The sequence below is a fragment of the Mesorhizobium sp. B2-4-17 genome (assembly GCF_006441275.1).
Classification (GTDB): Bacteria; Pseudomonadota; Alphaproteobacteria; order Rhizobiales; family Rhizobiaceae; genus Mesorhizobium.
The window spans coordinates 58,114-83,019 of record NZ_VFUX01000027.1 but is presented as its reverse complement, the minus strand read 5'-3'; the positions used below and the strand labels follow the sequence as shown (position 1 = coordinate 83,019).

The following is a 24,906-nucleotide window of genomic DNA, read 5'->3' as shown; positions in this document are numbered from 1 at the left end:
GCATGGAAGACGCGCTAAATCACGAGCCGCCCGGCATGATCCCATCATCTACTTGCCCCGACTTCTAGAGATGTCCTCGCATCGCGTTCTGTGGCCTTGGACCGCCATCGGCTCGATTGCCCTGTTCGCAGCACTGGCATTTGTATTTCGCGACCTCACCACTCCCATCATCACCGACGAAATCGCGTACCTCACCTTCGCCAAGCTGCTTGCCGGCGAAAGCCTCTCGCCTTTCGGCGGTATCGGTGGCTACCGCTTCGGCCAGGGGCTGCTGCTGACGCCGGCCTTCGTCATCGGCGAGACCATCCAAACGACCTACAGGCTGGCGGTCGCCACCAGCTGCCTGATGTCGGCGCTGGTGCCGATCGCGCTCATGGCAATCGCCAAGGAAATCGGCTTCGAGCGTAATTGGAAAACCGTGGCCGCAGCGTTCATCGTCGCCGTGATGCCTGCTTATTTTTACCAGAACGCGCTGGCCTGGCCGGAAACATCGTTCCGGCTGTTCTTTCTTGTGTCGATTTATCTGTTCGCGCGCGCCTGGCGCACGGCACGGACGATCGACTGGATTGCCTTGGTGGCGTCGATCGGCTGGCTATATGCGCTTCACCCGCGCGCCACGGGTGTCGTCGCGGTCACCGCCTTCATGCTCTATATCGCCAAGTCGCATAAAAAGATCGCATCGACCTATGCCGCGTTGCTGCTTGTGGTTGCTCTCGTCGCCGCTGTCATGCTGATATCCGCGATCGACACGCGGATGCAGGTGCTGACCTTCGGCGACGGCAGAAGCGACGCGCAGGCGCTCGGCCAGTTGTTCGAATCGGTGCTGTCGGAGGACGGCGTGCGCCGCTCGTTGGCCGTCGCTTTGGGACAGGCATGGATGCAGGTCACGATCAGCTTCGGTCTCTATTTGATCGGACTGATTTCCTGTTGGTCTCTGATCAGGGAAAGGCCCGGCGTCACCGCCACTCTGCTCTTTGCTCTGCTCTCCTGCGCGGCGGTGTTTGCCGCTTCCGTGGCGCAGATGGTTGAATTCAGCCGGATCGATCACGTCATCTATGGCCGCTACAATGATAGTGTCTCGACCTTCTTCGTTTGGCTTGGGTTATGCGCGGCGATCGGCGGCGTCGGCTATCGCAATGCCCGGGTGGTTGTCGGGGCGACGGTTCTTGCCTTGGCGGTCGGAACCTACCTGCTTTCCTTAGGTTACGAAACCGCCGGCGTGATAAGCGTCAATATACCTGGCTCGACGGCGGTTTGGGGTGAACTGACGCTTGTCCAGATTCTGCTGCTGTTGTCGTTGGTGGCGCTCACGGTCAGCGGGATGCTTTACCAAGCCGGACCAAGGGTTGCGGTCGCAACAGTGTTAGGAGCATCCGCCGTCTTCGGTTTCGCAGAAAAGCGTGACGCATGGGCTAACCACCGCGCAAGACTGGCCGAGATCGAGTATTCAAGAGCGCTGTTTTCCAGGGTGTCCGGCGAGATCTATTGGGATGTCGCTGCCACGACCTATGCCGACACGCTGTTCGACAATTTCGTGCTGCACGAGCGGATGCCACCATCCATCGACCTGTCGCAACAGGACACCGACAATGGTGATGCGGTCATTGCACCGCACGATGCCGCAAAGCCGGGGTATGGCTGCATCGGTCTTCTGCCTGGCGGCGCGCGCTTGCTCGTGCGCGGTTCGGCCGACGCCTGCGATCCGCCGGCTGAAGTGGCGCAGGTTTCGAACCAGCCTTACCGTCTGTTGACCGGCTGGCACACTCCGGAAGCGTGGGGCGTCTGGACCGAAAAGCCCACGGCAACGCTTTCACTACGAGTCTCCAAGCCGGGAAGACCGGCCAAGCTTCGGATCGCCGGCATAGCCTTCCTTCCGCCTCAGGATCCAACGCAAACAGTGACAATCTCAGTTGCCGGCCAACCTATAGGGTCTCTGAATTTTACGGCTCAACAACCGAGAATTGAAGCTAGCTTCGAGGTTCAAGAAAATCTGTTGCCTGGTAGCGAAGTAATAATCAAATTAACTATTGAAAAGTCGAGATCGCCTGTGCAACTAGGCCTTTCTACAGACGACAGAATTCTTGGTTTCGGCCTAAACGAAATCGCGATTGATTCAAATTAATTACAATGAAGCTTAGAGGCATTCAACCCCGTTTGCTGGCAATCATGATCCAGCCGATTGAGCCTGGTTCGACTTCGAAATGCTCAATCTCGAACCCGCACCGCTTCACGCATTTCGAGATGAAGTCGGCGCTCCAGCCGCTCTCGAACCAGCCGAACTTGCGGATGCAATAGACGGACAGCGGGTCAGTGCGAATGCCCCAGTACTTCCAGATATCGTTGACCGGCTCGCCCGCCAGCATGAGCTTGCCGCCGGGTTTCAGCCTATTATGGACCAGCGAGAGCGTCTCCCACGGTTTTACCGCATGGTGGAGGCTTTCATAGTAGAGCGCGGCGTCGTATAGCCTGTCGCCGGGAATGCTCTCGAAGCTGCCTTGTACCGCCCCCACCTTGTGGCCGATCCGCTTTGCCCTTGTGTTGACCAGTTCGATGAACCGCGGATTGATATCGAGGCCGGTCACTTCAAGTCCACAGAATGCCATGAGCTCGCAACTGGTGCCCCAGCCGCAGCCCATGTCCAGAACGTGATCGCCGATCTGCAGCCCCGAGCGCTCGATGGCTCGCGACACGCGTCCGACATGCAGCGCCACCGAAACTGGCGGCTGATGGGTATAGGGATTTGCGCCGGCTATGTGGTCCGCCATCACGAAGTCGGTCAGCTCGTTTACCTGCTGGTCGACGTCGCGCCGCGCGATCTCCCGGTAGACGGCTACCTGACCGGCAACATATTCCTCCCCGAACGGGTCCAGCCTCTCGCTCACCCTGGCGCTGGGAACGTATTTCATGCCGCGCCAGAAGTGCTCGACCTGCGGGGAACTTGGCGGCCCGAGACTGTCGGAATAGGCGATGAAGGCGTCGAGGTTGTCGGGAGTGATCGTCTTGCCGCCTTTCCAGGCAGATGGCTGGGTGGATGGAGCCGGATCGTTCGGCCGGCCGCCGTTCTTCGCCTGGTATTCGCAAGATTGCCGGATGTTGGCTCGAAAGGCATCCACCGTCTCGTGGGCCGCCTGCTGCATCGAAATCACGTCGTCCGATTCCGGCAGCCGGTCGAGGAGTTCCTTGTAGCCGGCGATGACATCGCTGCGGGTGATCATACGTCCTGCCTTCGGGTCTGGATCATCATTTTTGCCGATGCACGCACATTTCTGGTGGAAGCCATGCGCGCCCGTTACAGAGGCACGCGCAGGGGAGGGCCGAACCAGCTGACGCCTTCCTGGACGAGCTCGATATCGACGAATGCGGCGCCGCGCTCCTTCCATGACACGGGAACGTTGACGGCCATGTAGTGTGTGTCGCCTGGTATAAGGACGAAAGGTATCGCGCTTCGCGGTCCGCCGAATTCCAGGACGAATCCATCCTTGTCGACAATATGGTAGCTGAGAACCATGCGGAGGCTGCCGTCATCCGCCCCTTGGCTCGACCAGACTGTTCCCGACAGGTTGGTCACCTTGGCGACGATCTTCAATGCCGCGCCGTCATCGGTCCCGTGCGGCCCTTCCACGAGTTCCAGATAGTGGGCGCGCTGACCTTCCTGCAAGGCGAATGTCATCCGTGTCTCGCCAAGGTCAGTCAGCGGCGCGAACGGCCTGGGCGATCCTGGCTCGTAGATTTTGTACCAATTCTGCCCAACGACGACATCTAGCAGTTGGGCAGCACTTTCCGACCATGTCGGCCACGATCCGTCAGGGGCCTTCGCGGCAGGCACGCGCTTCAGGAACGCTCTGACCTCCGACGCCAGCGCTGCCGGTGAGCCGACCTCGAAGAAATGCGCCTCCGCTGCTCCCTTGCCCGCCTCGCGAAACACAGGAATGTCGCTGGCCAGCACCGGCTTGCCGAAATGGCCCGCCTCGACGAGGGGCAGGCCGAAACCTTCGGCAAAGGAGGCCGCGATCAAGGCGTCGCAATTGCCGTAGAGGCGGCCGAGATCGCCATCCTCGACCTGCGCGTGCAGGTGCAGGCGCTTGCCGAACTCGGCGTGGTGCGTGATGCGCTTGACAAGATGCGAGATGCCCCAGCCGGTCCTTCCAACGATATCGAGCTCGATGTCGAAACCGTCGGCCCACAAGGCTTCGAAAGCATCCAGGGCAACGCGATGACCTTTGCGTGGCTCTAGTGTCCCCACCATCAGAAAGCGAGGACGCATCAAACTCCTCTCGGTTTGCCGAACCGGTTTCGCTACGCCGCTGGCGAAATCCGCGCCAAGCTGCCAGTAGCCGACCTTCATTCGCCGCGGAAACCCGATGCCGGCCAGCAAATCCAGCAATTCATCGGCGACCGCGCGTGAGATGCAAACAAAGCCGGTGGAATACGTAAGCGCGGTCTGAAACCACGCACTGAACGCCGGCGGCATGCCCTCGTGGCAGAAGGCGGCCGAGCGCAGGGGGATCGTGTCGTAGAGGCAGGAGACAACGTCGCCGCCCTTGATCAGGATCGGACGAAGGAACGCCGGATGGATGGTATGAAAAAGCCAGGAACTGTCGAGCATCAGGACAGTGTCGCCGGCCTGTGGCCGGAGCCGGTTCGACCGCTGTTTCAAAGGCGGGCGTCCCGTCCACTCCCTTGCGAAGTACCAGCCGGATTCGTCGTCGCAGAATGAGATATATTTGCTTTCGTCCCTCGCTCCGTGCGGGAACATACTTTCACAGATCCGCCGAACCACGCGTTGAATGCCGGTCCGGTGATCCTCAAGCAGCGTCGCGCTCGCGTCCACCAGCAGCCGCGGCCTTCTGGTCTCGGGCTCGGCGAGAGCCATCAAGGTCGACACGTCCTGTTCTTCTCGTCTCTTGACGCCAAGCGCCTCGACTAGTCGGGGGGCCGGCGAAGCCGGCTGCCAGTCGAGCCCTTGCAGGCCCTGAACGAGGCGATCTGCGACCTTTCGCCAGCTAAACGTGTCGATTCTGTCGCGCGCCAGTTTCTTCAGTTTCCTCGCGTTGAGTTCGCCTGCCGCTACCGCCTCGATTTTCTCGGCAAGGTCCAGCGGCGACGCCGGATCGAACAGCAGGGCACCGGCTCCGACAACTTCGGGTAGCGCGCCCGCTTTGGCCGTGATCGCGGGCGTTCCGCAGGCAATTGCTTCCAGCGCGGTCAGTCCGAAGCCCTCCATGAATGAAGGCTGGACCAGCGCCAGTGCGCCTTTGTAGAGACGAACCAGCGTTTTGTCATCGACAGAGCCTGCAAATACGATCCGGTCGGCCGGCAGGCCATGGGATTGCCAGAGGTTGCTGTACTCAGCGATTCCCTGAGGCGTAATATCGCCCGCAACGACAAATTTCAAACATTCCTGTAGATCACTGGAAAGGCTTCTGAAGGCGTTCGGTATTATATCAATATTCTTTCGCCAATCCAGTCCACCAACATAAAGAATATATTTTCCGTAAATTGATATTCCGTCAACGGCATTGATAAGCTTGACAAAGTTTTCAGATATCCCGGCCCCTATGCATATATCTTTCGGCGTTTCGACAAAGTGCCGAAATTCCTGGGAGGAAAATTCGGAAATGGTGAACACCAGATCGAAATTCCTGTAGCTGGAAAGGCGGCGATCAAAATACTCTTTCTGGCGGGGATCGCGAATGTATTTGTCGGGAAACCTGAAAGGGATCGCGTCATAGAATATGGCTGCCGTTCCGATCGCCGCCAATGTGCCGCCCGGGTACGGAACCGCGGGGTCTAAGGAGCCCTCGAACGGGCTGGCGGATAGGGCAATGTCCGGACTGAGTTGATTGACGTGATGGATGAGGGCCGTTTCGCTTCGGTTACGCCATGTCGTGTAACCGAAGCTGGCTTCGCCCCCTTCGACTCTCCCGTGCCAGGTATGAATGTGGTCCGGTGGAACGATGCCCGAAAGCAGCGATCGCGCGGCGATCGCTGCTTCAGGCATGGCGGCGTTAAGCGAAACCAGCAGTTCGATACCGCTTTCATGGGTCGAAAGGGCGCGCAGTAAATCGAGGACGTAGCGTCCGATTCCGCGATGCCGGCTGGCCGTCTGCAGACATTGGCCGTCGACCCAGAGTCTCAATGGCGGTGCTCTGGTCATGCCGGCTTTCCGCTCGTGAGACGTTTGCGCCACTTGTTGAGGACAACAGGGTCCGGTTCGAGCGCCCAGGTCGTGTCGGTGGTGATAAAGCCGCCGTTTGCCCGCGCGAAAGCCAGGAGATGGCGTTCGAGCGGCGGTGCAAATCGTACCGCGCGCTGGACAAAAGTGGCCGCACCGGGCCTTCGGCGCAGCCACAGCAGCCCGTGCTGCATCATAAGTCTGACATTTGCCCTCGAAGCGTGCGCCATGTCGTTGGGCCACCGTATCGTCGCCCGGATCATGTGCCTTGTTCCTCTGACAGGTGCCGTGAGCCGCCACGACGTCGAACTCCGAAGCGTATTGGCCAGGGCGCCAAGGCGGGCAATTTCGGCGTCACGCTCAGCCAGTTGTGTCGTGTTTGTAGCGTCCGCGTTCGCGATATGGCGGTGAAGGCGGGCGATTTCGGCATCACGTGCCTGAGTGTCGGCCTGTCCGGTCGTCAGATGCTCCGTATGGATGCCATCGGTGTCGACGATGTGCTGGTTGAGGCGGGCGATCTCGGCGTCGCGCTCGTGGATGGCCGCCTGGGCAGCGTCTGCCTGCTCGGCGGTGTTGACGATGTGCTGGTTGAGGCGTGCGATCTCGATGTCGCGCTCGTGGATGGCCGCCTGGGCAGCGTCCGTCTGCTCGGCGGTGTTGACGATGTGCTGGTTGAGGCGTGCGATCTCGATGTCGCGCTCGTGGATGGCCGCCTGGGCAGCGTCCGTCTGCTCGGCGGTGTTGACGATGTGTTGGTTGAGGCGTGCGATCTCGATGTCGCGGGTGGCTAACTCCTGCCTCATCGGCTCAACCATTCTGGATGCGGTGGAAGCAGGCAAAACAAAATCATCGAAATAATTCGGCCCCGGACCGAACGAGGCCTTCAACTCCGGATGGTCTTTGCTAACATAGAAGCGATTTAAGCCGTCGAAATAGACGAAAACATATCCGAGTCTCTTCAGGCGGGGATCCCATCCTTCGTGGCTCTGTTCTGTCGAAAGCGGCACGGTGCTCTCCACCACGACGATCCAGGGGCGCACAGGGGAAGGGCCCCAGCTTTCGATGACAGCCGCCTCCATGCCCTCGACGTCGATCTTGAGCCAGTGAATTTCTCTTTCGGCGTAGAGATCCAGGAGCTTCTGGAGGCTGACGACCGGCGTCAGAACCTCGTTCATTTCGAATCCGGCTTCGGCATGCATCGTGGCAACGGCGCGATCTCCGGTGCTGAGGCCCGTCCCCGAAAATTCGTGGAGGGTCAGGGGACCCGTCCCTGTTCCGACCGCGGCCTCAATCACTTCCTCGTCGGGTCGTGCGTCGCGGATTTTCGCGGCATAGGCGGCGGAAGGCTCCACATGCACGCCGCGCCATCCGTGCTCGTAAAAGGTAAGACTGACCGAATCCACGACCGGGTCCTGGGCGCCGATGTCGATGTAGAAGCCGTGCTCGACTGACTTGAGGGCGCGCCACAAGATCACGTCTTCGAAATTCTGCGCGTATGAGATGATCATCAGCGGTCGGGAAACAGTGAAAGGGAGGCCTTGTTCAGCGACACGGGCGGAAGCTCGATGCGACGGTCTTCGGGAAAGAAGCTTGCCGCGATCAGTCCGTCGCCGCTATAGGATTGCTGTACGTCATGCTCAGCCAAGACGAACGCGCCGAGATCCAGCAGCGCTTCCCTGCAATCAGAATGCGTGGTTCGCGAGCCGGACATGCTTGCATGGTGCGTCGACACGACCACAAACCTCACCTGCTTGCGTTCCGCCGCTGCCGCCATTGAGCCGATAAAGGGCAATTCCGCGCCCTGTGTGTCCATATGCAGGAGTTCGATGGTCCGGCCGTTCGCCAGATTGGCTACGGCGGCCATATCGAAACAGGGCACTGTGCGAACCTTGCCGTCTGATTCACAACGCAGTTCAACGCTTTCGAGACTCTTGCCGCCGACACAGCCATTGTGAAAGCCGATGCGATTTTCGAACCGGTTCAAACGGGTGTTGTCTCGGCCCAGTTGCAGATTGTTCGGGTCCGGCTCGATGCAGATGGCCGATGCGCCGGCGATTTCATGCAAATACCAAAGGCTATAGTAGCTCCAGAAGGCGCCCAGTTCCACAATCAGCGAACGCTGGCGCGCATAGCGCAGGATATGGTGGAAGACCAACTCTTCCTGCGGCTCGTGATGGCCGCGCAAGGCGCGGATGATCTGCGCCATCCAGTCGCCGTGATATCCGCCCGCTTTTACCCGCAAGCCATTGTGCATGATCTGGGCCGGGCCGTCCGGCGTTTCTAGAATGCGCCCCGCGTCCGGCACCTTCGGGATGCCGGCACAATCGAGGCAACTGCTCGTCATTATCGCCCGTTCGAGTTCGTTCATTCAGCAATCTCGCGTATGACGAAGCGGGCGTCGAGCGGAGTCGTTCCGATGAAGAATGGGTTGGCCACGTTTATCACGTCGAAGACCAGTGCGTTGTCCTGCCATTCGTAGTTTTCACCCAGATGCGTGTCTGAATTGGTCAGCGAGGGTGTGAAGGAATAGGAGCCTTGACCCAGGTTACAGGTGAAAGGCAGCAGGAATTCAATCTCCTCACCGGCCCTGACGTTCTGGAGTACCTGCTTTGTGTGCCAGGTGTTAGTGCCCCAGACGACATGGCCGGTGCGGTCGCGCAGCATGAGGCCAAGCACGAGCCGGGGGACATCCACTTCCGCTTTCGCCACCAGACTCAGCACCAGGGACTGCCCCACGCGTGCGAGCTTCACGGGCTCGCGACTATCGGCGTCGACAAGTTCCAGCGCCGACGTCTTCACCTGAAGCGTCCCTGACCTTGTGAACACCCAGCCGTCCTTTTCGCGTCGTTGTTCCACAGTCAGCTTCTCGTTCTCCTTGGCCGCGATCAGAGCGTTGTAATAATCGATCACTTCGTCGGGCTGCCCGTCCTTAAGCACATGCCCCTTGTCGAGCAGGATCACCCTGTCGCAAAGTGTTCTTACGTCACCCATGCTATGGGTGACGAGAATAATCGACGTGCCTGCCGCCTTGAAGCCCCGAATCCGGTCGAAACTCTTGTGCTGGAAATAGCTGTCGCCAACCGAAAGCACCTCGTCAACGATCAGGACGTCTGGCCTCTCGGCGGTGGCAAGGGCAAAGGCCAGGCGCGCCTGCATGCCGCTCGAATAGGTTCGCAGTGGCTGGTCGAAGAATTCGCCGATTTCGGCAAAATCCTCGATATGCGGCATGAGTTCTCTCAGGCGCGCCTGTGAAAGTCCCATCAGGCCGCCGGCATGGAAGGCGTTCTGCCGTCCGGTGAACTCGGGATTAAAGCCAAGCCCGAGTTCCAGGATGGCGCTGATGCGGCCGCTGACATGCGCCGCCCCGCTGGTCGGCCGAACCGTTCCAGTGATCAGCTTCAGAAGCGTGCTCTTGCCGGCGCCGTTCTGCCCGACGAGACCGAGCGCCTCTCCCGATGAAAGGGAAAAGGAGATGTCTCTGACCGGCCAGAATTCCTCCGTGGGTGTGACCGGCGCGCCAAACCAGCCGGCGAACCTTTCGAGGTTGCTCGCGTAGTTTGCATAGCATTTCGACAGATGACTGACGGAAAGCACGGTCATAACTATAGCACGTCGATAAGCTCAGGGCTTGCGCGCCGAAAGAATACGATCGCGAAGGCCATGCTCAGCAGTCCCAAAGCCGCCGGCATGATCAGGCTTTCCGCACTCGGCCAGCGATTGAATAATAATGCGTCCTGGTACAGCGTCGCCACCGGCGCGATCGGGTTCAGCTTGAGCACAAAGGCGTAGTTTTCCGGCAATACGTTGGCCGGGTAGACGATCGGCGTCAGCCAGTACCAGAGTTGCAATACGATTGCCATGACCTGCGCGACGTCGCGCATGAACACGTTCATCACGCCCAGGATGACGCCGAGACCGAAACCTATTGCCGCGATGAGCACGATTCCGACAGGCAGCAGGACCAATGTGCGGCCCGGCATATGTCCGAGGAAAACAAAGATCACGAAAATGGCGAAAAGCAGCAGCAGGTGATTGATGAGTGCTGTGCCGCCCACGATAATAGGCAGGCAGAGACGGGGAAACGCGATTTTCTTCATCACTGGGGCCTGTTCAATGAAGACTGTCATGCTGCGCATGAGTATCTCGCTGAACAGCGTCCACGCGGCTAGGCCGGACAGAAGGTAGATCGGATAGGCTGCCGGGCTTTCCGTATCCGGAAGCCGCGCCTTGAGAACTTCCGAGAGCACGATCGAGAAAATCAGCGCCTGTGCCAGCGGGTGAAGGATGAACCATAGCCCTCCCAAGCGCGAGCGCACGAATCGCCCCTTCAGATCACCTCTGATGGAGGAAACGATGAAATGGCGATACTGCCACAGGCTTTGAAACATATGCTTGGGTCCTTTGCACGCTGGTCGTTCAGCCGGCGTTGCATCTCTGGTGCCAATATCCGAAAATGTCGGTTATTGTCTGTTCGATTGGCACCAGTGGGCTCCAATTCAACCTGCCGCGTGCCTTTGACGCATCACCCCACACCAGTGGAATGTCATTCGGGCGAAGCTTGTCCGGATCGACACGCACTTCGATGTCGATCCCCGACTTCGCGATAAGCATGTCGAGGATGGTTCGGATCTTCCGAGGCTGGCCGGATGCGAGATTATAGACGTGGTCCGGATCGACATCCAGGTCCAGCGTCGCCGAGATCGCATAGGCCCGCACGACGTCACGCACATCCAGGAAGTCGCGCTTTGCTTCGAGATTTCCGGCATAGATGACCGGCTCCTTTTTGCCCGACACGATCTCAGCAACCTGGCGTGCGAAGGCGGACACCACATAGGCATCGGATTGACCTGGGCCGGTATGGTTGAACGGGCGAAAGCGAACTGCGCGCAGCCCGTCATAGGCCAACTGGCCGATCATCAGATCCGCAGCTGCCTTGGTGGCGCCGTAAACCGTCGTCGGCAGAAGGGGGGCTGTCTCGGTTACCGGGCCGTCAATGCTCTTAAACGAGGCGCCATAGGCTTCCGAACTGCCAACATAGACGAACCGCGCCTGCGGCGTGTGTCGCATCACGGATTCGGCGAGATTCATCGTCCCCATGACATTGACGTTCCAGGCATGCCGCGGAGCGTTGTTTGCCTCGGCAGGCATGGCGACCGCCGCCAGGTGGACGACCGCGCTGGGCTGTACCTCACGGACGGCCTTGTCCACGGCTTCCATATCCTGCAGGTCCACGACATGCTTCTGTCCTTGGCCCTGTCCGAATGCAAACACTTTGCATTCAGTGTGATCCCGCTCCAGCAACTGCACCAGTGCCGAGCCGACGAACCCGCTTGCCCCGGTTATCAGGATGCGATGAGTCATATCAACAATACCGCGACGGGGGCTTTCTGGGTCAAATCACCTCCCAATGGGTTTGCTGTGACGTTCGAGATCGGCGTCAACCATTTCCCGGATCATATCTTCCAGCGAGATCGTTGCCTCCCACCCGAGCTTCTTTTTTGCCTTGGCAGGGTTTCCGAGCAGGATCTCGACTTCGGCCGGCCTGAACAATTGCGGATCTATGACAAGATGATCATCGATGTTGAGCCCAACATGTTCGAATGCGATTCGGCACATGTCGCGCACGGTCGTCGTTCTGCCTGTGGCGACAACATAGTCGTCCGGCTGATCCTGCTGCATCATCAGCCACATGGCGCGGACATAGTCCTTCGAATGACCCCAGTCGCGCTTGGCATCGATATTGCCGAGCCGCAATTCCTTGGCCATGCCTTTCTTGATGCGCGCGACCGCATCGGTGACCTTGCGGGTAACGAACTCAATGCCGCGAAGTGGCGATTCGTGATTGAACAAGATGCCGCTCGATGCATGCAGCCCGAAGCTCTCCCGATAGTTAATCGTTATCCAGTGGCCGTAGAGCTTTGCCACCGCGTAGGGGGAGCGGGGATGGAAAGGCGTAGTCTCCGATTGCATGGGCTCCTGGATGAGGCCGTACATTTCCGACGAGGAAGCCTGGTAAAAACGGGCCTCTGGCGATTCCAGGCGGAGCGCCTCAAGGACATTGGTGACACCTATGCCGGTGACATTCCCCGTCAGGATCGGCTGCTGCCAAGATGATTTGACAAAGGACTGGGCAGCAAGATTGTAAACCTCGTGCGGCCTCACGGCGCGGATCGTTCGGGCGAGGCCAGACAAATCCGTCAGGTTTCCGTCGACGATCCGGACATCGTTTTCGATGCCGAGCCACTTTAGGCGCGTGGTGTTCACGTCGGCGGTGCTTGATCGCCTCGCGAGTCCGTGGACTTCGTAGCCTTTGGCGAGCAGAAGCTTTGCCAGGTAGGCGCCGTCTTGCCCGGTGACCCCGGTTATCAAAGCTGTTTTCGTCATCAATACTCTCGTTTGTACGTGATTGGCGTGGTCCGCTGGGTCGTCTGGCTGTCAACTGCGGCCGTATATGTCGTCGAAGCGCACGATATCGTCTTCGCCGAGATATTCGCCACTTTGGACCTCAATGATCACCAGGCCAATGTTGCCCGGATTCTCGAGCCGATGCTTGTAGCCGCAAGGGATATATGTGGATTGATTGGTGGCCAGGAGTAGCTCCTGGTCGCCATTGACTATTTTGGCCGTGCCGCTGACCACGACCCAGTGCTCGGAGCGATGATAATGCATCTGCAGGCTCAAGCGCCCGCCGGGCTTAACTTCGATGCGCTTGATCTTGAAGCGCTCGCCTTCCTCAAGCACCGTATAGGTACCCCAGGGCCGGTGCACCGTGTTGTGAAGTAAATGCACTTCGTGTCCTGACGCCTTGAGCCCTTCGAAGAGTTTCTTGACGTCCTGGACGCGATCGCGGGACGCGACGAGCAACGCATCTGGAGAATCGACAATTACCAAGCCGCTCACGCCAACTGTTCCGATGACCCGTTTGTCCGAGCTGATATAACTGTCGACGGTATCCACCATATGGACATCACCGCGAATCCTGTTCCCGCTCTCGTCAGGGGCGATAAGATCGGCCATTGCGTTCCAGGAACCGATGTCGTTCCACCCCATCTCGCACGGAATGACGGCGAGATTGCCCGTCTTTTCCATCACCGCCCGGTCGAGCGAGATGCGCGGAGCTAAGGCGAAATGCTCGGCCGAGAGTTCGATGCTGGCAAAGCGCTCGCAGCGAGTGACCGTGCCATTCTCGTAGCTTTCGAGAACCGCCTCAATCACCGCTGGACAATGTGAGGCCATTTCATCGAGCATGACCTGCACCTTGAAGCAAAAGATGCCGGCATTCCAGAAAAAACGTTTGGAGGCGACATAGGACTTGGCTGTCTCGGCGTCCGGTTTCTCAACGAAACGAACAACTTTTTCACCATCGGCTTCGATATAGCCAAATGCCGTATCCGGTCTGTCCGGGCTGATGCCTAGGGTTGAGATGCGCCCGTGCCGCGCAAGTTCGATTGCACGGTTCATGGCACATAGAAATGCCGGAAGGTCACCTATCATATGGTCGGCAGGAAAAATGCACAGGATCGCATCAGGACCCTGCGTCGCCTTGGCGTGGATGGCCGCCGCAGCAACCGCAGCGGCCGTATCACGACCGTCTGGCTCCAGCAGGAAGGTGCGCGGTAGCGTAACGGCATCCAGCTCGTCAAATTCGTCTTTCGTGAGGAAGAGATGCCCCTTGGAGGTCACCGCAACAAGCTCCGTGACACCTTCTATCGAGGCAGCGCGTAACACGGTGTGCTGGATGAGCGAATGTCCATCTGACATCTTTAGGAACGGCTTGGGATGCAACTGCCTTGAGGCAGGCCATAGCCGCGAGCCAGCCCCGCCGCTGATGATGACCGGAAGCACTTTCATGAGATGCCTTCTATTTTGCCCTGCAGCGCGAACGCCTGGGCTTTTTTTAGGGTCGAGGTGACGATCGCAATGGCCCGGCTTTCGGTTGACGCCTCGGAATAGCAGCGCAGTTCCGGGGCGTTGCCGGAAGGTCGCAGATGTATGATCTCACCCGCAATCATCCGCGCCCTGAGGCCGTCAGTTTCGTCGACTTCCGTGACCGTCCCGGCGAGAAATTGCTGGAGCACATCCCGGCTTGCGAGATGATCCATCAATCTGCAAGAGCTTTCCGCAGGGAAGTTCTGAAGCCGGTCACTCGCGCACGCTGGGAGCTTCCAAACCTCGCGCAGTTCGGACAGCCTTTTTCTTGTCGATGCCATCGTGCTGAGGACCGCCAGGATTGGGAGAAGGAAGTCCCGGGTCGGTAGTGCGGCCAATCTCTTTCCATTCACTATGCAGTCCGAACCTAGCAGAACACCGCCATTAGCCTCGAAACCCACGACGATACCGCCGGCGCCCTTCGATGCTTCCATGGCTTCAATGACAAATGGAGACCCCACCTTGGTTCTTCGAACCTCGAAATCAAAGGCGTTCGAAATACCCGAATTGGAGGTCACTGGCGTCACGAGGGTATCCGCCTTCAAGAACAGCGCCGTAGCGAGGCCAATCAGATCGCCACGGAACACATCGCCATTCTCGTCCGCGACCAGAGGCCGGTCGGCATCCGCATCGGCCGATACGATTGCGTCGAGACCGAATTCGCGGACCCAGCCCTTCAATTTTGCAATCGTGCCGGGATCCACCGCTTCGGTATCGACCGGTACAAAATTTTCGGTTTTACCAACTGCAACTATATTGGCACCGAACGATTGAAGAACGTCCACCAGAAGTTCCGCCGCAACCGAACTGTGCTGGTAGACGCCAAGTCTCATGCCGGAAAAAGAATCCGCCTTGAGCAAACCATCGACGCGCTTTCGATAGGCGGCGACGACTTCGTTATGGCGCATAGGCCAAGCCGTTCCCAGAGAGAGCGGCGGCGAGCCGAGCACATTTTGTCGTTCAGCGACATATCGAGTTATTGCGGCCTCGTCGGCCTTGTTGATTTCACCGTTCGGGCCATAAAACTTGATGCCATTGCGGTCGGCGGGAATATGCGATCCGGTCACCATGAGGGCGGCGGCGGCGTTGTTCCGGGCGTACAGGGCGAGGGCGGGCGTGGGAACGGCGCCGCAATCGATCGGCTGAAATCCGCTTGCAGCCAGCGCTGCCATGCAGCCGCTGGCTATGGTCGGGCTGCTGTCGCGCAAGTCGCGGCCTACAAAGACCAGACTACTCGGCTGAACTCCACTGGAAGCCAGCCACCAAGCGAAAGCCTCACTATAAAGTCCACTAGGTTTTCCAATCAATTCCGAAGCCAAACCCCGGAGGCCACTTGACCCAAATTTCATTCGCTTTTTGCTTATGTGAGAGGGATTGGTATTATTGGAGGTCAGATTGCTGTCAATACCTAATTACTGTGGCCTCTGCAAATCTCAAATTCGATACTAACACTCATTGCGACGGTGCTTCCTCTAGGCTATTGAAAAAGTCTCCCGACTGGCTTTGAGGATGGCCTCATCACCGTTTGTGATATCCTAATGTGATCTCGATGGCGCGTCGTCAAGCAGTTCGGCGTGGCCGTCGCCGGTGATTTCGTCCATCTCCTCGCAACTGGCCGACGTGAAGATAGTTTCCGCGGCGCCGTCGTCGATCCGCTCCCGCCGAGACCTGTCGAGCGCCCTGCGGTCGACTTGGCGCAGGAACTCCCCGGTCGATCCCTAGCGGGCGATCTTCCATGCCCGTCACGGCCATATCGCCGTTCAGGTCATTCCGTTCATCAGTCCCTACGAAATGGACGAGAGTTTCGAGATGATGGACTCGGTGCGTGATGGATAGAACGTTGAAACTCGCCCTCATCTTCACAGTCGCGGCGACCGTCGCCCTTGTGCTTGCGGCCTACCTGTACGGGCCGCCGAGCTGGGCCGGTTCTGAGCCCTTGATCGTCTAACTAGCACCAGCTAAACTTAATGCTGGGACGGGAGAGTTATGGTCGATCTCAGTAAACTTACATGCCCTGCCTGCGAGGGCGACGGGAAGGTGTTTGCATGCGACCAGTGGACGGCCTCGGGGGGCACATGTTGCCCTGCCGGCACGCATCGGCACGCCTGCCCTGGCCGGACGGTAACGTGCAGCTATTGCAAGGGAACCGGTATCCGAAAGCTCGCACCAGTAGACTTGCCGGACCATGCAGGCTGAAATCATCAAGCTGTGCCCTTTGGGGAGCCTCGCTCGCCATGCGTGGCCCGCCGCGCGATGACCAGAGCTAGCGGGCCTCTATCCTCAACGCATTCAGGCCGATGTTGCAACCAGGTTCGAATGTCGCGCTTCCGGCAAAGTAGAAATGTCGCATCACGGTGCTGCCGGCCGCGACGAGAGCGCCCGATCGGGCGTCAGCTGGTCGGGGTTGCGCAGCCCGATCGGGTGCGGCTCGAGCTTGGATCCTCGGCTTTAGCTTTGAGAGCCCACCATCGACATGATATTAAGGGAACGGTCGGACACCTCGCGGACATCTGCCAGGGCTGCTAGGATCGTGTCGATGACCACCTATGACCACTGGCATGATCCAGAGCCGCCTTTTGAGACTGAAGGCAGTTGGTTCCCAATTCATTGGTCTGGGCTTTACGAAAGCGCTGACCTGGCTGTAGCAGATGCCATCGTAGAATCGCCTTGGATCAGAAAAACCAAAGGTAAACGGCTAGTTCGATGTCCGCTTCCGGGCTTGCGGCCACGCTTCACGTAGCCGTTGCTCTGACTGAACGGGACCCCTTGGGTTGACCGCCGCTTTCCTTGGCACCTCCGCTTGCTCTAGAGCATCGGGCGATTAACATGCAACGTAGCCTGCCTGTTTGAGATAGTTCCAGCATTCGGTTGGATCGAACATGGCGCAGATGTTTCCGACGGCGCGGACAAGATCGTCGTAGGTGCGCGCTTTGGCCTTTCGCAACAGGGTTTTGAGCTTTGCGAAGGCCATCTCGATCGGGTTGAGGTCCGGCGAATATTTGGGCAGGAAGAGGAACCTGGCGCCGCGCTGTTTGAGGGCCTCTGCGGCGCGCGGACTTTTGTGGACATTGAGATTGTCCAGAATAACGATGTCGCCGCGCCCGAGAGCCGGTGCGAGCTGGGTTTCGACATAGGCATCGAACGCCGCCCCGTCGATGGCTCCGTCGATGATCCAGGGGGCCACCAGTTCATGGCAACGCAGGCCGGCGATGAAGGTCTGGGTATGCCATTTGCCGAAGGGCGCATCGGCGAGGAGCCTCTTGCCGCGCAGGCTGCGCCCGCGCAACAGGGTCATGTTGGTCTTCACGCTCGTTTCGTCGATGAAGACGATCCGCGCCGGCACGGCGCGCATCAGAGGCTGATGATGGTCGCGCCACTCACGCCGCGCCGCTCTCACGTCGGGCCGTTCTTGCTCCGACGCCAGCAGGGCTTTTTTTATACGTAAACCCCTCCCGGCACAGCAACTTCGACAGGTTCGACGGGTCCGCCCTGACGCCGTGCTCGTCTTCAAGCCACGCGCCAAGCTCAGGCATCGTGATGTCCGGCCTGGCCATCACTTTGTCGACAATGGCCTGACGATACGGGCCGAGTTTGCCAGACCCGGCAGGACGCCCCTGACGGGCCGGTTCGACGGAACCAGTCGCCGCATAGCGTGCCTGAACGCGTACCGCCGTCGAAGGCGCCACCTCAAACTGCGCCGCAACTGCCCGCCGCGACTTGCCCTCGGCAATGCCGCGAACAAGTCGAAGCCTCAAATCCTGCGAAACCGCTTTGCCCATGGTGCACCTCCGCATCCATAGGAATCAGACTTCAGTCGAAAAGGGAATCCCAACGATTCACCCTATTCGCCCGACGCTCTAGCGTCCTTGTGGAAAGACCTTAAGCCGCCTCGGCCCGACACTTGGCGCACGTCCCGCGGAATTCGATCACCGCCTTCTTGGCGGCGAAGCCGGTGGAACGCACCCATTCGTCCAGCCGGTGTCCGACGTCGTGATCGGACATTTCGCTTACCTGCCCGCAGCTGTCGCAGATGGCGAAGGCGGTCATCGAATGGCTGTGGTCGTGCGGTTCGGCACAGGCGACGAAGGAGTTGATGCTTTCCAGCCTGTGCACGAAGCCTGATTTCACCAGCGTGTCGAGCGCGCGATAGACTTGAAGCGGCGCACGGAAGCCGCGTTCACGCAGCTGGTCGAGCAAGGTGTAGGCGCTGAGCGGCCCGCTGGCGGTCTCGAGCTTTTCGAGCACGCACAACTGGTTCTTCGTCAGCACATCCCTTGCCGCCATGGTCCCGTTCCAATTTTCCCGCGCCAACTACGGGCTGTTTGCCCGTGCAAACGGCCTGATCTCATTCAGATAGCGACGAACCGTCGTCTTTGCTACTCTTCTGTTGTTGGCCCGGTCGATCGATGAGGTGCCGGCACAGAGGTGATGGCAGAATTGATGGCGAAGCGACATTCAAAATACTGACAAAGTTCTCGAAGGGGTTTGCCTCGCTTGGGAAATTCGATCGGGCTTCGGGAAGCGCTATGTTCAAATTGACACGCCGGACGCTGCTTGTCGGCACATCCGCGCCGATGACTGCGGGCACGGTTTCGTTCCGGGCGCTGGCGGCATCGCGCACCATGACTGACCGTTGACCAGCAACATGATCAGGCCGAAGACGCCCTGACCCGGCCTCTGTCATGAACAAGGCCGGCGGGAGCAATCCCGCCGGCCTTTGTTAGCCGGCTCCGGCTATTTCCTTGGCGGGCCGTTGCGTTCCGCGGAAGCCGCCCACAGATTAATGTCGGATTCGCGTGCGTAGCCATCGATCTCCGCCAGCTCGGCATCGCTGAAATCGAGCACCCTCAGCGCCCCGACGCAATCCTCGACCTGTTCCGGCCGGCTGGCGCCGATCAATGCCGACGTCACCTTGCCTCTGCGCAGCACCCAGGCCAGCGCCATCTGCGCCAGCGTCTGGCCGCGCCTGCCGGCGATGGCGTTGAGTGCCTTGATGTTGGCAATAGTGCGGTCGTTGATGAAGGCTGTCTTCAGCGACTTGCCCTGGGAGGCACGGCTGCCTTCAGGGATGCCGCCGAGATATTTGTCGGTCAGCATGCCCTGGGCCAGCGGCGAAAACACGATGGAGCCGACGCCGAGCCCCTCGAGCGTATCGAGCAGGCCGTCGTCCTCGACCCAGCGGTTCAGCATCGAATAGCTCGGCTGGTGGATGACGCACGGTGTGCCGAGCTGCCTCAATATATCGGCGGCTTCGCGGGTGCGCTGCGAATTGTAGGATGAGATGCCGGCATAGAGCGCCTTGCCCGAACGCACCGCATGGTCGAGCGCGCCCATGGTTTCTTCCAGCGGCGTATCGGGATCGAAGCGATGCGAATAGAAGATGTCGACATAATCCAGCCCCATCCGCTTGAGGCTCTGGTCGAGGCTGGCCAGCATGTATTTGCGCCCGCCCCATTCGCCATAGGGACCGGCCCACATTTCATAGCCGGCCTTGGTCGAGATGATCAGTTCGTCGCGATGGGAGGCGAAATCGGTGCGCAGTATCTCGCCGAAGGCTGTCTCGGCCGATCCGGGCGGCGGCCCGTAATTGTTGGCAAGGTCGAAATGGGTAATGCCGAGATCGAAGGCCTTGCGGGCGATCGCCTGCTTGGTCCGGTGCGGCGTGTCGTCGCCGAAATTGTGCCACAGCCCGAGCGAGATCGCAGGCAGCTTGAGGCCGGACCGTCCGCAACGGTTGTAGATCATTTTCTCATAGCGGTTTTCGGCGGGTACGTAAGGCATGGGGAATCCTCGATCTGAAACGGGCGCGGCAATTGCGAACGCAACGGCCAGCCCAACGCCCACCCTTTAACCTCTCCCCGCGGAAACGGGGAGAGGGGCAGTCAAAATTATCGATAATCTCTGCAGCCTATTTTTTCTTCTTGGCCAGCAGCCCCTTCGCTTCCTTGACGCCGAGTGCGGCCGGGCGTTCGCAACTCGTCTGCATGGCGACGAATTTCCCGCTTTCGCCCGAGCGCAATATTCCGGTCATGACATCGACGGCATGCAGCGCCAGTTCCATCGAACAGCGGTGCGGCCGCCCTTCGACGATCGCCAGCGCCATGTCGGCGAGACCCACGGTGCGGTAGTTGGCCATCATCCCGTGGCCGTGCATTTCATTCGGCACGCCAAGCGGATGCTTCCACTTCGGCAATTTCTTGACCGGCTTGCCCTCTTCGGTGAAGCGCACGTCGCCGCCGAAGAAGTTCGGATCCGGCACGAATACCGTGCCCACCTCGCCATAGAGTTCCATCGGCGCGTGGCCGTGAGCCCAGACGTCCCAGCTGGTGTTCAGCGTCACCACGGCACCATTCTCGAATTCCAGCAGGCCGTGGATGGTGGTCGGCGTGTTGACCGGGATTTTTTCACCCGCTCGCGGTTTCGATGAAATCGTCCGCTCCTTGGCCGGGGTCATCGCAAAGGCCGCCACCTGCTTCACCGGGCCGATCAGCTGGATCAGATTGGTGATGTAGTACGGCCCGATATCGAGCACCGGCCCCGCGCCTGGCTGGAAGAAGAAGTCGGGATTCGGGTGCCAGTGCTCCATGCCGTGGCCCATGACATGGCAGGTGCCGCTGGTGATGTTGCCGAGCTTGCCCTCGTCGATCAATTCGCGCACCAGCTGATGCGCGCCGCCGAGGAACGTGTCCGGCGCCGAGCCGATGCGCAGCCCCTTTTTACCGGCCCGTGCCTTGAGGTCCTGGCCCTCCTTGAGCGACAGCACGAACGGCTTTTCGGAATAGACGTGCTTGCCGGCATCGAGCACCTGCTTCGACACCTCGTAGTGCACCGCCGGGATCGTCAGGTTGACGATGATGTCTATGTCATCGGCCTTGAGCAGGTCCTCGACGGTCTCGGCGCGCAGCTTGAACTCCTTCGCCCGCGCCTTGGCCGCGTCCATGTTGATGTCGGCGCAGGCGCGCATCTCGATGCCGCGAAACAGCGGCGCCAGCGAAAAATAGGCCTTCGAGATGTTGCCGCAGCCGATGACACCGATACCCAGTTTTTTTGCCATGGTGATTGTTCCTAATGGGTCTTGACGGCTGCGATCGAGCGGCGGGCGAAGCGCTCGATGTCGTTGGGGTTGTCCTGTTCCATGATAAAATATCTTGCCGCGCTCTTGGCCCGCAGCACCTTTATCAGGTCGGCCCAATCGATCGTGCCGTGGCCGACATCCGACCAGCCATCCTCATCCAGTCCTTCGCCTGGTTTGGCCATGTCCTTGACATGGACGGCGACGATGCGCTTGCCATGCTTTTCGATCCAGGGCAGCGGGTCGGCTCCGCCGCGTATAATCCAGGCGACGTCCATCTCCCAACCGATGTCGGGCGCGGAGGACAGGATATGGTCCTGCGGCAGCGAACCGTCGGCGAGCGCCTTGAATTCGAAATCATGGTTGTGCCAGGCAAAGCCGTAACCGGCCTTCGAAGCCACCTCGCCGATCTTTGCCAGGCGCTGGCCGAAACCACGCCAGCCGGCGGCGTCGGACGGCCTGTCCTCAGCCATCAGATAGGGGCAGATCAAAAGCTTGATGCCGAGCACTTCGGCGATCCTGCGCACGCCGTCGAAATCCTTCTCCAGCGCGTCGATGGAAAAATGCCCGGTCGGCATCGAAAGGCCGTTCTTGTCGAGTTCGGCACGGAAAGCCTTCGGGTCATCATACACCCCGCCGAAACCTTCGACCTCGGTGTAGCCGAGCTTGCCGAGTGTGGCGAGCACGCCTTCCCAGGGCTGGAAATTGCGGGCGCTGTAAAGTTGGAATGACCAGTTCATCGTCTCTGTCCGTTCTGCTTGGGGGATCGTTTCAGGTGGTGACTCTCGGGAGCTAGATGCGGCTGCCAGCAGCGGCGTCGAAAAGCGAAGCGCGCATCGGATCAAAGCCAATGCTGACAGCCTCGCCATTGTGCGGCGTGCGCTCGGCCGTGACCCGTACCGTGAAATTCTGCTTGCCGAGCTTCAGCCAAACCAGTGTGTCGGAGCCCATAGGCTCGACCACCTCGACAGTCGCTGTGGCGCTGAATGGCCAGCTGGAGCCGCCGTTCAAGGCGACATGCTCCGGTCGGATGCCGAATACCGTCGGACCTGGCACCGGTTCCGTCTCGAAGGCATAGGTGGAAAGCGGGATACGAACACCCTCGGCGGCAAACAGCCAGCCGCTATTGTCCTTCTCCAGCCTGCCCTCGATAAAATTCATCGCCGGCGAGCCGAGAAACCCGGCGACGAAACGGTTGACCGGGCGGTTGTAAATGGTCTGTGGCGCATCGAGCTGCTGGATGACGCCACCCTTCATGACAGCGATGCGGTCGGCCAGCGTCATCGCCTCGATCTGGTCGTGGGTGACGTAAATCATGGTGTTCTGCAGCTTGCGGTGCAGCAGCTTGATTTCTACGCGCAGTTCCGAGCGCAGCTTGGCGTCGAGATTGGACAACGGCTCATCGAACAGGAAGACATCGACATCACGCACCAGCGCCCGCCCGATCGCCACGCGCTGGCGCTGCCCGCCGGAGAGCGCCGCCGGCTTGCGCTGCAGCAACGGCTCGATCTGCAGGATCTCGGCCGCGCGCGCGATGCGCTTGGCGATCTCGTCCCTGGGTACGCCGGCGACGCGCAGGCCGAAGGACAGGTTCTTCTCCACCGTCATCTGCGGATAGAGCGCATAGGACTGGAACACCATGCCGATGCCGCGGTCCTTGGGTTCTTCCCAGGTGACGTTCTTGCCCTTGATGAATATGCTGCCCTCCGAGATGTCAAGCAGGCCGGCGATGCAGTTGAGCAGGGTCGACTTGCCGCAGCCGGAGGGGCCGAGCAGCACGATGAACTCGCCTTCGGCGACATCGAGGTTGAGCGTCTTCAGCACGGAAACCGCGCCGAAGTTCAGCGACAGGTCCTGGATCGCAACGCTGGTGCCGTTTGCCGCCATCGCCATCACCCTTTCACCGCGCCGGCGGCAATGCCGCGCACGAACCATCTGCCGGAGACGAAATAGATGACGAGCGGCACCGCCGCTGTCAGAATGGTGGCCGCCATATTGACATTGTACTCCCGCACGCCGGTCGTGGTGTTGACGATGTTGTTGAGCTGCACCGTCATCGGCCAGTTGGAGCGCCCGGCAAACACGATGCCGAACAGGAAGTCGTTCCAGATGCCGGTCACCTGCAGGATGACGGCGACGACCGTGATCGGCACCGACATCGGCAGCATGATGTAGATGAAGATGCGCCAGAAACCGGCGCCGTCGACGCGCGCCGCCTTGAACAGCTCGACCGGCATTGCCGCATAGAAATTGCGGAACAGCAGCGTCAGGATGGGCATTCCGAAGATCGTGTGCACGATGATGATGCCGGGCAGGGTCGCGAACAGCCCGACCGAACTCAGTCCGATGATCAGCGGATAGATCACGACCTGATACGGCACGAAGGCGCCGAACACGAGCAAGCCGAACAGCAGGTTGGCGCCCTTGTATGGCCAGAAGGTCAGCGCGTAGCCGTTGATCGAGGCGCAGATGATCGAGATGACGACGCTCGGGACGGTGATCTTCAGCGAATTGTAGAAACCTGGACTGAGGCCGTTGCAGTCACGGCCGGTGCAGGCGTGAAGCCAGGCGTCGGCCCAGGGCTGAAAGGTCGGGGCGCCCGGAAGGCTGAAAAGATGTCCCAGCCTGATCTCGGGCATCCCCTTCAGCGAAGTGACGACCATGATATAGACCGGGATGAGGAAGAAGAGCGCCGCGACGATCAGGAAAGCGTAGATGCCGATGCGGCCGGCCGATATCCGTCGCGGCCTCGGCCCGAAGGGCGCAGCCTGATCCGGTGCTTCCTGCATCGGCCGGCTTGCGGTGGTTTGCACGGCGCTCACACGCCTGCTCCCTGCACTCGATTTCGCCGCCACAGCACAAGTCCGGCGAAAGCCAGCACGATCAGAACCGGCAGCAGCATCATCGTTGCAGCGGCCATGCCCTGGCCGACATTCTGGCGCACGGTGATGAGCTGGATGACATAGACGGCCGGCATGGATGTCGCGATGCCGGGACCACCACCGGTCATCGCGATGACCAGATCGTAGACGCGCACCACGCCGACGCACTGGAGAACGAAGGCGGTAGCGAACGCACCCTTCATCATTGGTGCCACGATGGACACATGCGTGCGCCACGTCGGAATACCGTCCACTCTCGCCGCCTTCCAGATCTCCTCGTCGACGCCGCGCAGGCCTGCGAGCAGGATCGCCATCGTCACGCCGGAGCCCTGCCAGATGCCCGCCACGACCAGCGCATTGATCGCGGTATTGGCATCGACCAGGGGGGCGAAGCTGAAGCTCGACCAGCCCAGATTGCGCATCGCCTCCTGCAGGCCGAGATTGGGATCGAGCACCCATTGCCACACAAGTCCGGTGACGATCAGCGACATGGCAAAGGGATACAGGAAGATCGAGCGGAACAGGTCTTCCTGGCGGATGCGCTGGTCCATGAAAACGGCGAGCAAATAGCCGAACACCATGTTGCAGGTGATCGACATCAGGCCGAAGAACCAGATGTTGTTGACCGAGACGAGCCAGCGGTTATCGGCCCAAAGCCGCCTGTACTGCGCCAGGCCGACAAAATCATAGGTGGGGAAGAGCTTGGAACTGGTGAAGGACCACAGCACCGAGAAGCCGATGCCGATCACGAACACGCCGACGGCGACGAGAATCATCGGTATCGTCCCGATCACCGCGGGCAGGTGAAATCTCTGCTTCCAGCTCCTCTGCATCGTCCGTTCTTCTCC

At 59.8% G+C, this 24,906-nt stretch carries 19 protein-coding genes; 1 reads left to right on the top strand and 18 read right to left on the bottom strand.

The features are described 5' to 3' along the window. Positions 1 to 70 precede the first annotated feature (70 nt). Positions 71 to 2,122 carry a glycosyltransferase family 39 protein gene (locus FJ548_RS21370; RefSeq protein ID WP_140778896.1) on the top strand — a complete coding sequence of 684 codons (2,052 nt, stop codon included), beginning with the start codon at positions 71 to 73 and terminating at the stop codon, positions 2,120 to 2,122. 22 nt (positions 2,123 to 2,144) lie between these two features. Here FJ548_RS21370 and FJ548_RS21365 read toward each other — a convergent pair whose 3' ends face one another. The 18 genes from FJ548_RS21365 to FJ548_RS21280 all read right to left on the bottom strand — a co-directional run bounded on the left by FJ548_RS21365 (position 2,145) and on the right by FJ548_RS21280 (position 24,891). Next, positions 2,145 to 3,215 (bottom strand): class I SAM-dependent methyltransferase, encoded by a 1,071-nt coding sequence (locus tag FJ548_RS21365; RefSeq protein WP_181168865.1) that lies wholly within the window; start codon positions 3,213 to 3,215, stop codon positions 2,145 to 2,147. 74 nt (positions 3,216 to 3,289) lie between these two features. Further along, entirely contained in the window at positions 3,290 to 6,157 is a 2,868-nt protein-coding gene (locus FJ548_RS21360) for a glycosyltransferase family 1 protein (RefSeq protein WP_140778894.1), read from the bottom strand. Beyond that, positions 6,154 to 7,683: an FkbM family methyltransferase gene (locus FJ548_RS21355; RefSeq protein ID WP_140778893.1), complete on the bottom strand. Its 1,530-nt coding sequence runs from the start codon at positions 7,681 to 7,683 to the stop codon at positions 6,154 to 6,156. Before FJ548_RS21355 ends, FJ548_RS21360 begins: the two co-directional genes overlap by 4 nt. Beyond that, positions 7,683 to 8,543, bottom strand: coding sequence for an FkbM family methyltransferase (locus FJ548_RS21350; protein ID WP_140778892.1), 861 nt, complete (start codon positions 8,541 to 8,543; stop codon positions 7,683 to 7,685). The genes FJ548_RS21355 and FJ548_RS21350 overlap by 1 nt, the downstream gene beginning before the upstream one ends. Further along, complete coding sequence (locus FJ548_RS21345) at positions 8,540 to 9,775, bottom strand: ABC transporter ATP-binding protein (RefSeq protein ID WP_140778891.1); 1,236 nt, start codon at positions 9,773 to 9,775, stop codon at positions 8,540 to 8,542. The genes FJ548_RS21350 and FJ548_RS21345 overlap by 4 nt, the downstream gene beginning before the upstream one ends. Before the next feature lie 2 nt (positions 9,776 to 9,777). Further along, positions 9,778 to 10,563, bottom strand: a complete 786-nt coding sequence (locus FJ548_RS21340; RefSeq protein WP_140778890.1) for an ABC transporter permease — start codon at positions 10,561 to 10,563, stop codon at positions 9,778 to 9,780. Positions 10,564 to 10,591: 28 nt separating this feature from the next. Continuing rightward, positions 10,592 to 11,536, bottom strand: coding sequence for a GDP-mannose 4,6-dehydratase (locus FJ548_RS21335; protein ID WP_140778889.1), 945 nt, complete (start codon positions 11,534 to 11,536; stop codon positions 10,592 to 10,594). A gap of 36 nt (positions 11,537 to 11,572) precedes the next feature. Further along, a complete protein-coding gene (gene gmd / locus FJ548_RS21330; protein ID WP_140778888.1) occupies positions 11,573 to 12,559 on the bottom strand; it encodes a GDP-mannose 4,6-dehydratase in 987 nt (328 codons plus the stop codon). Positions 12,560 to 12,610: 51 nt separating this feature from the next. Continuing rightward, on the bottom strand, positions 12,611 to 14,026 hold the full coding sequence (locus FJ548_RS21325) for a mannose-1-phosphate guanylyltransferase/mannose-6-phosphate isomerase (protein WP_140778887.1): 1,416 nt from the start codon (positions 14,024 to 14,026) through the stop codon (positions 12,611 to 12,613). Continuing rightward, the gene (locus tag FJ548_RS21320; protein WP_140778886.1) at positions 14,023 to 15,453 is read right to left on the bottom strand and encodes a phosphomannomutase; all 1,431 of its coding nucleotides are present in this window, start codon (positions 15,451 to 15,453) and stop codon (positions 14,023 to 14,025) included. Before FJ548_RS21320 ends, FJ548_RS21325 begins: the two co-directional genes overlap by 4 nt. Before the next feature lie 1,472 nt (positions 15,454 to 16,925). Beyond that, positions 16,926 to 17,883, bottom strand: a protein-coding gene (locus FJ548_RS21315; RefSeq protein WP_140778885.1) for an IS630 family transposase whose coding sequence is annotated in 2 segments (ribosomal slippage) — positions 16,926 to 17,531 and positions 17,533 to 17,883 — 957 coding nt in all. Because the reading frame shifts where the segments join, the coding sequence is not laid out codon by codon here. A gap of 100 nt (positions 17,884 to 17,983) precedes the next feature. Further along, complete coding sequence (locus tag FJ548_RS21310) at positions 17,984 to 18,388, bottom strand: Fur family transcriptional regulator (RefSeq protein WP_140778884.1); 405 nt, start codon at positions 18,386 to 18,388, stop codon at positions 17,984 to 17,986. A gap of 450 nt (positions 18,389 to 18,838) precedes the next feature. Beyond that, a complete protein-coding gene (mgrA, locus tag FJ548_RS21305; protein WP_140609238.1) occupies positions 18,839 to 19,885 on the bottom strand; it encodes an L-glyceraldehyde 3-phosphate reductase in 1,047 nt (348 codons plus the stop codon). Positions 19,886 to 20,012: 127 nt separating this feature from the next. Next, complete coding sequence (locus tag FJ548_RS21300) at positions 20,013 to 21,158, bottom strand: Gfo/Idh/MocA family oxidoreductase (protein WP_140778883.1); 1,146 nt, start codon at positions 21,156 to 21,158, stop codon at positions 20,013 to 20,015. Positions 21,159 to 21,169: 11 nt separating this feature from the next. After that, positions 21,170 to 21,916: a sugar phosphate isomerase/epimerase gene (locus tag FJ548_RS21295; RefSeq protein ID WP_140778882.1), complete on the bottom strand. Its 747-nt coding sequence runs from the start codon at positions 21,914 to 21,916 to the stop codon at positions 21,170 to 21,172. A gap of 52 nt (positions 21,917 to 21,968) precedes the next feature. After that, positions 21,969 to 23,069, bottom strand: a complete 1,101-nt coding sequence (locus FJ548_RS21290) for an ABC transporter ATP-binding protein (protein WP_181168864.1) — start codon at positions 23,067 to 23,069, stop codon at positions 21,969 to 21,971. Then, positions 23,069 to 23,965, bottom strand: a complete 897-nt coding sequence (locus FJ548_RS21285; RefSeq protein ID WP_246678729.1) for a carbohydrate ABC transporter permease — start codon at positions 23,963 to 23,965, stop codon at positions 23,069 to 23,071. Before FJ548_RS21285 ends, FJ548_RS21290 begins: the two co-directional genes overlap by 1 nt. A gap of 29 nt (positions 23,966 to 23,994) precedes the next feature. Beyond that, a complete protein-coding gene (locus FJ548_RS21280) occupies positions 23,995 to 24,891 on the bottom strand; it encodes a sugar ABC transporter permease (protein ID WP_140778880.1) in 897 nt (298 codons plus the stop codon). Positions 24,892 to 24,906: the final 15 nt, after the last annotated feature.